Below are 11,667 nucleotides of genomic sequence, written 5' to 3'. Positions count from 1 at the left end.
CGGCTGCAGTTCGACGCGCTGAGCGGCTGCATCATCTCAAGCGTCGTGCCGCAGTCGATCTTCAACCTGCGCAACCTGGCGCGGCGCTATCTGCGGATCGAGCCGCTGGTGATCGGCGAGAACGTCGACCTGGGCATAGAGGTTCGCATCGCCAAGCCCAGCGAGGCCGGCGCCGACCGTCTGGTCAACGCCATCGGCGCGCATCTGCTCTATCCCGGCGACCTGATCGTCATCGACAGCGGCACGGCGACCACCTTCGACATCGTGGCGGCCGACGGCGCCTTCGAGGGCGGACTGATCGCGCCGGGCATCAACCTTTCGCTCCAGGCGCTGCACGAGGCGGCCGCCAAACTGCCCCGTATCGCCATCCAGAAGCCCGAGCACGTGATCGGCCGAGGCACGGTCGAGGCCATGCAGTCCGGCGTCTTCTGGGGCTATATCTCCCTCATCGAGGGACTGGTCGCGCGCATCAGGACGGAGTGGGGACGCCCCATGACCGTGATCGGAACAGGCGGCGTGGCCAGCCTGTTCGAGGGCGCGACCGACAGCATCGACCGGTTCGATCCGGACCTCACCATCCGCGGCCTTCTCGAAATCTGGCGCCGCAATACCCATCTGACGGCTGAATGAAAAAACAAGCAAACGAAGAACTCGTCTTCCTGCCGCTGGGCGGCTCGGACGAAGTTGGAATGAACCTGAACGCCTACGGCTACGGGCCGGAGGAAAACCGCCAGTGGCTGGTGGTCGATGTCGGCGTGACCTTTGGCGACCTGTCGACGCCCGGCGTGGACGTGATCGTGCCCGATCCGGCCTTCCTGGAAGGCGAGAACATCCGCGGCATCGTCCTGACCCACGCGCACGAGGACCACATCGGGGCCCTGGGTTGGCTGTGGCCGCGTCTGAAGGCGCCGGTCTATGCGACGCCCTTCACCGCCTATCTGATCCGCGACAAGCTGCGCGAGCGCAACCTGCTGGACCAGGTGGAGATCATCGAGGTTCCGCTGGGCGGTTCGGTCCAGCTGGGGCCCTTCGGGGTCACCTTCGTCACCATGACCCACTCGATCGCCGAGCCGAACGGCCTGGCCATCCACACGCCGCTGGGGCTGGTGTTCCACACCGGTGATTGGAAGATCGACGACCAGCCGGTGATCGGCTCCATGACCGACGCGCCCGCCATCCGCGCCCTGGGCGACAAGGGCGTGCTGGCGATGGTGTGCGATTCCACCAACGTCTTTGTGCCGGGCGTGGCCGGGTCCGAGGGCGACGTGGCCGTGGCCCTGGGCAAGCTGATTTCGACACTGAAGGGGCGGGTGGCCGTGGGGTGCTTCGCCTCCAACGTCGCGCGCATGGACAGCGTCATTCGCGCCGCCGAGGCCTGCGGTCGGCGCGTGGCCCTTGCCGGCCGGTCGATGCACCGGATCACGGCCGCGGCCAAGCACGTCGGCATGTTGCAGGACATCAAGCCCTTCCTGTCGGACGAGGAAGCCCGCGTCTGGCCCGCCGACGAAATCCTGTATCTGTGCACCGGCAGCCAAGGCGAGGCGAGGGCGGCTTTGTCGCGCGTCGCCGACGGCACCCATCCGACGGTCAAGCTGGGCCTGGGCGACCACTGCATCTTCTCGTCGCGCCAGATCCCGGGCAACGAACTGGCCATCGGCCGGCTGCAGGACCGGCTCGCGGACCGGGGCGTGCGCCTCTACACCGAAAAGGACCACCCCGGCATCCACGTCTCGGGCCACCCGTGCCGCGAAGAGCTGAAGCAGATGTACGAATGGGCGCGACCGCAGATCGCGGTGCCGACCCACGGCGTGCGCCGCTTCCTGCTGGAACACGCCAACCTGGCCAAGGAAGTCGGGGTCAAGGAGACGGTGACCCCGCGCAACGGCGACATGGTGCGCCTGGCGCCCGGACCGGCCGCCATCGTCGACGAGGTGCCGAACGGGCGTCTTTACGTCGACGGCGGGATGCTGGTGACCGAACAGGGCGAGGCGCTGAAGGAACGCCGCCACGCCTCGACCAACGGCGTGTTGGTCGTCGCCTTCTGCCTGGACAAGCGCGGGCGTATCGTCAGCGACATCGACATCCGCAGCGTGGGCCTGCCCGGCGACCTGCGCAAACCCCTGGGCGACGTGCTGGACGACCTGGCCGAGCGCGTGGAGAACGTCGTCTCCAGCCTGAAGGGCGAGGCGCTTGAGGATGAAATGGTCATCGAACAGGCCGTCGCCCGGACGCTGAAGAAGGCCAGCCAGCAGATTTGGGATCGCCGCCCCATCGTGGAAACGGTCGTCCTGCGCCTGTGATACAACCTTGACCGTTCGGGCGCATTCCTGCGCTCGAACGGTTGGGACCGCCAATGTCAAACAAGCCGAAGCGCGCGACCCGCCTGTTGCAGCGGGTGCGACACGCCCGTCATCCGCTGCGCGGCTGGCGGCGATGGGCGGTGATCGCGGGGCAGGGGCTGGCGGGCTTCGTCGCCCTGTTCGCCGTGGTCAACCTGACGCTCAGCCTGTCGACGTTCCGCGGCGAGGACCCGCTGGCGCGCACGGTTCAGGAACTGCGCGTCCTGTGGTTCAGCCCGCTGCCCGGTCAACCCATGTCGCCGGCCGCCTTTCCGACGGTTTACGGTCGCGACCTAGGCCCGACGCCGGACACGGCCGCCATTCACGCCTTTCTGGAGGATGAGGCCGAGGACGGCGTCTTCCTGCTCGACCACGTCATGGTGGATCGGATCCTGCAACTGAACGGGCGCATCGACGCGCGCAGCGTGCCGACCGGCGTCTATGTCGGCGCCCATGCCCTGGGGCCGGACGGCTTGCCGCTGGCGCCGGTGACGAAGTTCCTGGCGCAATACCTGTTGTTCCCACGCCACGCCTACATCCTGGTTGTCCCGGCGCAAGGCCCGGCCGTCGCCTTCTCGGCCAGCCAGAACGCCAAGTTCGGCGTCGACACACACCCGGATCGGCTGTCCGCCGAGGTCGCGCCTTTCACGCCCGACGCTTACGACTTTCCGAGTTCGGGCGAAGCTCTGCACGAGATGACCCGGATCACGAACGACCCGGTCCGCGTCGCCGGCGCCATCGAGGCGCTGAAGGGCGCGCAGGCGCGACTGGCCGAAGAGGCGCTGACCTACGGCCTGCTGGCGCCGAACTCCAACACCGTCGTCGGCTGCGTGCTGGAAGGGGCGGGCGCGATCAACCAGGCGGAGCGATCGTCCATTTTGTTGGCCCTGCGCGCGCCAGGTTTCGGGGCTCCCTGCGGCTAGCGGTCGCTCGGCGTCGCCCGCCGCAGCATCAAGCCCAGGACCATAGCCACGGCGGAGGCGATCAGCAGCGCCGCCGCGCCGAGCGTATGGAAGGTGAGGGCGCCGATCACCGCGCCGCCGGCCAGCCCGAGCCACAGCAGCAGATAGGGAAGCCACGCCCAGCGCGGCCCTCCGAACAGGGCCTGGCTGGCCTTCTGGCCGATCTTGACCAGGGCCCCGGTCATATAGGTCAGGGCGACACGGGTTTCGCCGTTCTCCTCCAGGACCATGTTCAGTGCGCCCATCGACAGGGCCGACAGCAGGGCGGCGGGGAAGGCCAGGCCCGCCCCGCTGACGCAGGCGGCGGCGAACAGCAGGGCGCTCACCGTCACGATCACCGCCAGCCGGCCATGCGCGCGCCAGCGGTTGAGCGCAGAGCCCGCCGCCACCCCGACGACGAAGGCCGCGATCAGCGCCAGGGCCGTCCACGCCGCGCCTAGATTCTGGGCGAAGCCGACCCCCATCCGTGTCGAATTGCCGCTCATGAACGAAACGAAGAAGCCGCCGCTCTGAATGAAGGCGACCGCATCCACGAACCCCGCCAGGGCGGCGGCGGCGACGGCGAAGGCCTGGATACGCTTGGGATAGCTGAGCACGACGCGATCGTAGGCCGGCGACACACTTCGCGCCAAGTCGGCATCACCATGAGCAGGGCGAAACACGAAAGTCCCTGTCTTCGCTTGCCCAAGTCGAATCCGCTGGGCTACGCCGTTGAGACAACCGAGGAGGAATCGCCATGGCCAACGTCATCCCCGAACACATACAGTGGTTTCACGGAATCGATCTTGGCGAAGGCGTGGTCACGCCTGGCTTTAAGAGCAACGATCTGTTGCGCGCCGAGGCGGATGTCGTGTTCAGCTATCCCGTGAAGGGCAAGACCGTGCTCGACATCGGGGCCTGGGACGGGTTCTTCTCGTTCGAAGCCGAGAAACGCGGCGCCTCTCGCGTCCTAGCGACCGACTGGTTCTGCTGGGGCGGGCCGGGATGGGGCACCCAAGCAGGTTTCAATCACGCCCGCGCTGCGCTCGGCTCCAAGGTCGAGGACAAGGAGATCGACGTTCCCGACATCTCGCCCGAGACGGTCGGGGTGTTCGACATCGTCTTGCTTTCCGGCGTGATCTACCATGTCACCGACCCGCTGATGATCCTTAAGCGGGCGGCCGACGTCACGCGCGAATGCCTGATCATAGAAACGGCCGTCGCCCTGCTCGACGTGAAGGATCCCGCGATGCAGTTCCTTCACTCCATGCCGCACAATCCAGACCCCACGAACTTCTGGTCTCCCAATCCGGCGGCGGTTATCGCCATGTTGAAGTGGTGCGGCTTCCGCAATGTCATGGTGTCGGAACACCCGCACAACAAGTTTGACGACCCCGTCAATCCGCGCTGCTACTTCCACGCGATCAAATAGAGTTTGTCGCGAAGGCGCGGACGGGCATGGCCGAACGACTCTTCCTGCTGAATCCCGACTGGCATGACGACCAAGGCGGTCCCTGGTTCTGCCCGGCCGGGGCCTATATCGAGGGCGTCCTGGCCTTCTATCCAGCGCTGCGCGAGCGGCTTGACGTCGTCTATCTGGATCATGCCCGGCCGCGTCCGCCGGTGATCGACCAGGTGGGCGAGGCGCACCAGGGCTGTCCGATCTTGGTGCTGGACGGCGAACTGGAGTGGCCCGACGCCCAGGTCAGCGCAACGACCGGCAAAAGCTTCCTCCAGGATCACGCCATCGCCCCCTATCTGGCGGCCCGCTACGGCGTCGGCCGCCCGCATCCCTGAAAGGATCGCCCATGCCCATCGGGCCCGTGACCATGATCGGCGTCTATCTGGTGGTTTGGTGGACCGTGCTGTTCGCCGTCCTGCCGCTGGGCACGTCCAGGGAGGTTCATGAGCCGCCGACCGACGGAACCCAATGGGGCGCGCCCCGGACGCCGAACCTGAAGCGCAAGTTCATCACCACCACCTGGGTCTCGGCCATCGTCTGGGCCCTTGTGATGGTGCTGCTGTTCACCGGCTGGCTGCCGCTGCCCGACTTCTCGCGCGCCCCGGCGCTTTGATTGTCGCGCCGGCCTAGCCTTTGGGCCGCCGGTGCGGCTAAAGGCTTCGTCTGTCTCTACGCCTAGGATTCCCGACCATGCGCCTGTCGCGCTATTTCCTGCCGACCCTGAAGGAAGCGCCTTCCGACGCCCAGATCGTCTCGCACCAGCTGATGCTGCGCGCGGGCATGATCAAACAGGAGGCGGCCGGCATCTACGCCTGGCTGCCGCTGGGCCTGCGGGTGCTCAAGAAGATCGAGCAGATCGTGCGTGAGGAGCAGGTCCGGGCGGGCGCGGTCGAGCTGCTGATGCCGACGCTGCAGCTGGCCGACCTGTGGCGCGAGAGCGGCCGTTACGACGCCTACGGACCGGAGATGCTGCGCATCACCGACCGGCACGAGCGCGAGCTGCTGTACGGCCCGACCAACGAGGAGATGGTGACCGACATCTTCCGGGCCTATGTGAAGTCCTACAAGTCGTTGCCGCTGAACCTGTTTCACATCCAGTGGAAGTTCCGCGACGAGCGCCGCCCCCGCTTCGGCGTGATGCGGGGGCGCGAGTTCCTGATGAAGGACGCCTATTCCTTCGACATCGACGAGGCCTCGGCGCGCAAGGCCTACAACCGGATGTTCGTGGCCTATTTGAACACCTTCGCCCGCATGGGGCTGAAGGCCGTGCCGATGCGCGCCGACACCGGCCCGATCGGCGGCGACCTGAGCCACGAGTTCATCGTCCTGGCCGAGACAGGCGAGAGCGCGGTCTTCTGCGACCGCAAGCTGGTCGAGATGCCGGCCCCCGGCGCCGACCTAGACTGGGACGACCTGCAGGCCTTGGTGGACGCCCGCACGGCCATGTACGCCGCCACCGAGGAGATGCACGACGTCGCCACCTTCGAAAGCCAGACGCCCGAGGCCGACCGCCTGTCGGCGCGCGGCATCGAGGTCGGCCACATCTTCTACTTCGGCGAGAAATACTCCGCCCCGATGAAGGCCCGTGTCGCCGGGCCGGACGGTCAGGACGTCAATGTCCACATGGGCAGTTACGGCGTCGGCGTGTCGCGTCTGATGGGCGCCATCATCGAGGCCAGCCATGACGCCGGCGGCATCATCTGGCCCGACGCCGTGGCGCCGTTCGATGTCGTGGTCATCAATCTGCGCGTCAGCGACGAGGCGGTCTCGGCCGCCTGCGACAATGCGGTGGCGCAGCTGAAGGCCCTGGGCAAGGATGTCCTCTACGACGACACCGACGAACGGCCGGGCGGCAAGTTCGCCACCGCCGACCTGATCGGCGTGCCCTGGCAGCTGACCATCGGCCCCAAGGGACTGGCCGAGGGCGTTGTCGAACTGAAGCGTCGCGCCACCGGCGAGAAGGTGTCCGTGCCGCTGGCCGAGGCGATCGAAAGGTTGACCGCTTGAACCTGCCGTCACGCCCCGCCGGCCCCTTCTCGTCGTGGGAGATCGGCCTGGCCGTCCGCTATCTGCGCGCCAAGCGCAAGGAGGGGGGCGTCGCCACCATCGCGGTCATCAGCTTCGTCGGCATCATGCTGGCCGTGGCCGTGCTGATCAGCGTCATGAGCATCATGGCGGGCTTCCGCAGCGAACTGCTGGGCCGCACCCTGTCGTTCAACGGCCATATGTACGTTCAGGGGCCGGTGCTGAACGCGCCGGACCGGGACGCCATACTGAAACGCATCGCCGCAGTGCCCGGCGTGACCAGCGCCGCGCCGCTGAACGAGTCCCAAAGCCTGATCCGCGTCGGTAACTTCACCACGGGCGCCATGGTGCGCGGCGTGCGTCCACAGGACCTGCCCTACACCTCCTATGTCTGGGACAGCTTGACGCCAGAGGCGCGGCAAGGCTTCGGCAAGGGCGCCTATGGCGGCGACCGCATCCTGATCGGCAAGACGATGGCGGCCCAGACGGGCCTGCGCGTCGGCGATCCGATCACCCTGTATTCCCCCACCGGCGCCGACAGCGCATTCGGCAATCTGGGCGGGCTGGAAAAGACCTACTACGTCGGCGGGGTCTTCAGTTCCGGCACGTCGGACTTCGACCAAGTCTTCATCTTCATGCCGCTGGAGCAGGCCCAGCTGTTCTTCGGCAAGGACGGCGTCTGGGACGTGATCGAGCTGAAGGTCCAGGACCCCGACCGGGTGGGCGACATGGCCGCCGCCGTGCGTCAGGCCGCCGGCCCCGGGGCGGTCGTCACCGACTGGCGCGAGCGCATGGCCGCCTTCGCCGGCGCCCTGAAGGTCGAGCGCGTGGCCATGAGCATCATCCTGGGCCTGGTCGTGGCCATCGCCGCCATGAACATCATCTCCGGCATCGTCATGCTGGTGAAGAACAAGACCCGCGACATCGCCATCCTGCGCACCGTGGGCGCCAGTCCGTCGGCCATCCTGCGCATCTTCTTCATGTCCGGCGCCCTGATCGGCGTGGCCGGCACCCTGGCGGGCCTGGCCCTGGGCCTGGCCTTCTGCCTGAACATCGGCGCCATCCAGCACTTCCTGGAAGGGCTGCTGGGGGTCCAGCTGTTCAACTCGGACGTCTATATGCTGGACGCCATTCCAGCGCTGGTGGACCCGGTCGACGTCACCTGGGTCGCGGTCTGGTCGCTGCTGATGAGTTGCGTGGCCAGCCTGCCGCCGTCGTGGAACGCGTCCCGCATCGATCCCGTGGAGGCCCTGCGCTATGAGTGAGGCCCCCATCCTGTCGGTCCGCGACCTGACCCGGACCTATCCCACCGCCCAAGGCGGATTGACGGTGCTGAAGGGCGTCGATCTGGACGTCTATCCCGGCGAGATCGTCGGCCTGATCGGGCCGTCGGGCTCGGGCAAGTCGTCGCTGCTGCACGCCGCCGGCCTGCTGGAGAAGCCCACCTCCGGCACGGTCGCCATCGACGGAGAGGCGGTCGGCGGACTGGACGAGCGCGCCCGCACGCGCCTGCGCCTGTCGCGCATCGGCTTCGTCTATCAGTTCCACCACCTGCTGCCCGAGTTCGACGCGCGCGACAATGTGGTCCTGCCGATGCGCATCGCCGGCGTCTCCCTGGCCGAAGCGCGGGCCAAGGCGGGAGAGACCCTGGCGGCGCTGGGCCTGGGCGACCGCCTGACGCACCAGCCGGCCCAGTTGTCAGGCGGCGAACGCCAGCGCGTCGCCATCGCCCGCGCCCTGGCCAATCGTCCCCGCCTGCTGCTGGCTGACGAGCCGACCGGGAACCTGGATCCGGCGACCAGCCAGTCGGTGTTCGAGTCCTTGCGCGACCTGGCCAAGACCACGGGCGTCGCCGCCCTGATCGCCACCCACAACATGGAGCTGGCCGGCCACATGGACCGCGTCTTCGCCATCAAGGACGGGCACCTGGAGCAGCGCGCGGCCGAGAGCCACGCCTACTAGAGCCTGATCCGTCGATGCGGTGAATCAGGCTCTAGATCAAAGCGAGAGCATGATTCACGCTTCAGACGGAACCGCAGAGCGGTTCCGTCTAAAACCATCATGCTCTAGGTCACCCCACGGCGGCGTCGCCCCAGATGGCGCGCAGGCGTTCGGAGCGACGGCAACCGATGCGATAGGCCTCGTAACGGGCGTGGTGTCGACGGGCGTAGTCCTGATGCTCGGCGCCCGCCGGCCAGAACCGCTGGGCCCCGACGACCGGCGTGGTGAAGGTCTTTCGCAGGGTCCGCATGGCCGCGTCGCGCGAGGCGACGGCGTCCGTCCTCTGGTCGGCCGTGGCGAAGATCGCCGTGCGATAGGACGGCCCCTGGTCGCAGAACTGCCCTCGTGGATCGGTCGGGTCGATGGTGCGCCAATAGCGGTCCGCTAGGGCGCGATAGCTGACGACGCTGGGGTCGAACGTCACCCGCACCGCCTCCATATGGCCAGTTCCGCCGCGCACCACCTGCTCATAGGTCGGATTGGCGGTGTGGCCGCCGACGAAGCCCGATACCGCCGAGCGCACGCCCGGCAGTCCGTCAAAGGCCTTTTCCTCCGACCAGAAGCAGCCGCCCGCGAAGATCGCCGTCTGCAGGCGCTGGCGTGAATTGGGCTGGGCGTCGGCGCTGGATGTCGCGGCGCCGGTTCCGGCCAGCAGAAGTGCGAACACCGCAGCTGCGGCCGGGCGGGCGAAGGGGGCCATGTCGTCTCTCCTGTTCCTGTTTCGAGATACGACGGGCGCAGACGGATGGTTTCAGCGGGCGAAACGAAGTCACGTCAGGCCTCCCGCCACGCCGCCTTGACGGGAACGAATATGGAACATAGAACATTACCGGAACATTCTTGAAATCCGGGAGCAGGGTCATGCCGCGTCTGATGAGGGATATGCTGTCGCTTGCGTCGTGCGGCGGCTTTGTGTGGATGGCTTGGACGCTGGCGATGACCGTCACAGCCGCCTGATTTCACACCCGACCACTCGGACAGTGCGAAATCGCAGTTGAATGAATTCAGCGGGTTGGCGCTCGATTTCGCACTATTCAGACGATTCGCACCTTGTTTTTTTTCGGTTCGGGATCCATCCGGCCTATCCACAGGCGGATCGTCGATCGGATGGGGCAGGGGGTGTCCGGTGATGTTCCGGTGCGGCCGGATGTGAGACTCGGGGCACGATGGTGAAGGCGGCGCGGATCGGCGCCGTGAAGGAGGTCCCGTGGGCGAGGCGGTGAACAGTCAGGGGTTCGTGCATCTGCGGGTCCGCTCGGCCTATTCGCTTCTGGAAGGCGCGATCAAGGCGGGCAAGATCGGCCGCATGGCCGCCGACGCGGGAATGCCCGCCGTCGCCGTGGCCGACCGCGCCAATCTGTTCGGCGCGCTGGAGTTCAGCCAGGCCACCCGCGACGCCGGGGTCCAGCCCATCGTCGCCTGCGCCCTTCCCGTCGTCGGCATTGGCGGACAGATCAACGCCCGCTGGGCCAAGACGCCGACCGTGGTGCTTCTGGCCCAGAACGAGACCGGCTGGCTGAACCTGTGCGCCCTGTCTTCTTCCGCCTATCTGGACGCCGGCGACATGGCCGAGCCGGGCGTGGCCTGGGATCAGGTGGCCGCCCGCGCCGAGGGGCTGATCCTGCTGTCGGGCGGACCCGACGGCCCTGTCGATCCCCTGTTCGCGCAGAACAAGCCGGCCGAGGCGGCACAGGCGCTCCAGGCCATGCACGCCGCCTTCGGCGACCGCTTCTATGTCGAGCTGCAACGCCACGGGCTGGACGACGAGAAGCGCGCCGAGCCGGGGCTGGTGCAGTGGGCCTACGCCTACGACGTTCCCCTGGTCGCCACCAACGACGTCTATTACGCCAAGGCGGCCCAGGCGAAGTCGCACGACGCCCTGCTGTGCATCGCCGACGGCGCCTTCACCGGCCAGGACGACCGGCGGCGCATCACCGGCCAGCACTGGTTCAAGCCGCCCGAGGCGATGCGCGACCTGTTCGCCGACCTGCCCGAGGCCTGCGACAACACCCTGGACATCGCCCGCCGCTGCGCCTTCCTGGTCAAGACCCACGCGCCGATCCTGCCGCGCTTCGACACCGGCGCCGGGCGTTCCGAGCCCGACGAACTGGCCCACCAGGCGCGCGAGGGCCTCAAGGTCCGCCTGACCCAGGTCACCCCCGCCGTGCCGGAAGAGGACTACTGGACCCGGCTGGAGTGGGAGGTCGGGATCATCCAGCAGATGGGGTTCCCCGGGTACTTCCTGATCGTCTCGGACTTCATCAAATGGGCCAAGGCCCACGGCATTCCGGTGGGACCGGGGCGGGGCTCCGGCGCCGGGTCGCTGGTGGCCTGGTCGCTGACCATCACCGATCTGGATCCGCTGCGCTTCGGCCTGCTGTTCGAGCGGTTCCTGAACCCCGAGCGGGTCTCCATGCCCGACTTCGACATCGACTTCTGCCAGGAGCGGCGCGAGGAGGTGATCGACTATGTCCAGGCCCACTACGGCAAGGACCGGGTCGCCCAGATCATCACCTTCGGCACCCTGCAGGCGCGGGCCGTGCTGCGCGACGTCGGGCGGGTGCTGCAGATGCCGCTCGGCCAGGTCGACCGTCTCTGCAAGATGGTGCCGAACAATCCCGCCAATCCCGTCACCCTGGCCCAGGCGATCGAGCTGGAGCCGCGGCTGAAGGAGGCGCGCGATTCCGAACCGGCGGTGAAGACCCTGCTGGAGACGGCGCTGGAGCTTGAGGGGCTGTACCGCAACGCCTCGACCCACGCCGCCGGCATCGTCATCGGCGACCGGCCGCTGACGGAACTGGTGCCTCTGTATCAGGACCCGCGCTCCACCATCCCGGCCAGCCAGTTCAACATGAAGTGGGTCGAGCCGGCCGGCCTGGTGAAGTTCGACTTCCTGGGC

General features: G+C 67.5%; 12 protein-coding genes. 10 read left to right on the top strand and 2 right to left on the bottom strand.

Annotation, left to right across the window (positions count from 1 at the left end):
• The 3 genes from B2U11_RS00780 to B2U11_RS00770 form a co-directional block, all read left to right on the top strand.
• Window positions 1-630, top strand: a 630-nt coding sequence (locus B2U11_RS00780) for a type III pantothenate kinase (RefSeq protein WP_292069077.1), incomplete at its 5' end; no start/stop codon positions are given.
• Entirely contained in the window at window positions 627-2,300 is a 1,674-nt protein-coding gene (locus B2U11_RS00775; RefSeq protein WP_292069076.1) for a ribonuclease J, read from the top strand. The genes B2U11_RS00780 and B2U11_RS00775, both read left to right, overlap by 4 nt.
• 53 nt (window positions 2,301-2,353) lie before the next feature.
• Window positions 2,354-3,262: a hypothetical protein gene (locus tag B2U11_RS00770; protein WP_292069075.1), complete on the top strand. Its 909-nt coding sequence runs from the start codon at window positions 2,354-2,356 to the stop codon at window positions 3,260-3,262.
• Here B2U11_RS00770 and B2U11_RS00765 read toward each other — a convergent pair.
• The gene (locus tag B2U11_RS00765; RefSeq protein ID WP_292069074.1) at window positions 3,259-3,921 is read right to left on the bottom strand and encodes a YoaK family protein; all 663 of its coding nucleotides are present in this window, start codon (window positions 3,919-3,921) and stop codon (window positions 3,259-3,261) included. The two genes, B2U11_RS00770 and B2U11_RS00765, sit on opposite strands and share 4 nt — an antisense overlap.
• A 116-nt stretch (window positions 3,922-4,037) precedes the next feature.
• On the opposite strand from B2U11_RS00765, the gene B2U11_RS00760 reads away from it, so the two are divergent.
• The 6 genes from B2U11_RS00760 (at window position 4,038) to B2U11_RS00735 (ending at window position 8,729) form a co-directional block, all read left to right on the top strand.
• Window positions 4,038-4,712 carry a class I SAM-dependent methyltransferase gene (locus B2U11_RS00760; RefSeq protein ID WP_292069073.1) on the top strand — a complete coding sequence of 225 codons (675 nt, stop codon included), beginning with the start codon at window positions 4,038-4,040 and terminating at the stop codon, window positions 4,710-4,712.
• 26 nt (window positions 4,713-4,738) lie between these two features.
• Complete coding sequence (locus B2U11_RS00755) at window positions 4,739-5,077, top strand: DUF3088 family protein (RefSeq protein ID WP_292069072.1); 339 nt, start codon at window positions 4,739-4,741, stop codon at window positions 5,075-5,077.
• Between the two features lie 11 nt (window positions 5,078-5,088).
• Window positions 5,089-5,355 carry a DUF1467 family protein gene (locus B2U11_RS00750; protein WP_292069071.1) on the top strand — a complete coding sequence of 89 codons (267 nt, stop codon included), beginning with the start codon at window positions 5,089-5,091 and terminating at the stop codon, window positions 5,353-5,355.
• Window positions 5,356-5,432: 77 nt separating this feature from the next.
• Window positions 5,433-6,749 carry a proline--tRNA ligase gene (gene proS / locus B2U11_RS00745; RefSeq protein ID WP_292069069.1) on the top strand — a complete coding sequence of 439 codons (1,317 nt, stop codon included), beginning with the start codon at window positions 5,433-5,435 and terminating at the stop codon, window positions 6,747-6,749.
• Window positions 6,746-8,032, top strand: coding sequence for a lipoprotein-releasing ABC transporter permease subunit (locus B2U11_RS00740; RefSeq protein ID WP_414632921.1), 1,287 nt, complete (start codon window positions 6,746-6,748; stop codon window positions 8,030-8,032). The genes proS and B2U11_RS00740 overlap by 4 nt, the downstream gene beginning before the upstream one ends.
• The gene (locus tag B2U11_RS00735; RefSeq protein ID WP_292069068.1) at window positions 8,025-8,729 is read left to right on the top strand and encodes an ABC transporter ATP-binding protein; all 705 of its coding nucleotides are present in this window, start codon (window positions 8,025-8,027) and stop codon (window positions 8,727-8,729) included. The genes B2U11_RS00740 and B2U11_RS00735 overlap by 8 nt, the downstream gene beginning before the upstream one ends.
• Before the next feature lie 109 nt (window positions 8,730-8,838).
• Here B2U11_RS00735 and msrA read toward each other — a convergent pair whose 3' ends face one another.
• Window positions 8,839-9,468, bottom strand: a complete 630-nt coding sequence (gene msrA / locus B2U11_RS00730) for a peptide-methionine (S)-S-oxide reductase MsrA (RefSeq protein ID WP_292069067.1) — start codon at window positions 9,466-9,468, stop codon at window positions 8,839-8,841.
• A 519-nt stretch (window positions 9,469-9,987) separates the two neighbouring features.
• Here msrA and dnaE point away from each other — a divergent pair.
• Window positions 9,988-11,667, top strand: a 1,680-nt coding sequence (gene dnaE, locus B2U11_RS00725) for a DNA polymerase III subunit alpha (RefSeq protein ID WP_292069084.1), incomplete at its 3' end; no start/stop codon positions are given.

The organism is Brevundimonas sp. UBA7534, from assembly GCF_002479325.1.
Taxonomy (GTDB): domain Bacteria; phylum Pseudomonadota; class Alphaproteobacteria; order Caulobacterales; family Caulobacteraceae; genus Brevundimonas.
Note: the sequence above shows the minus strand (reverse complement) of the source record. Positions and strands in the feature narration are given on the sequence as shown.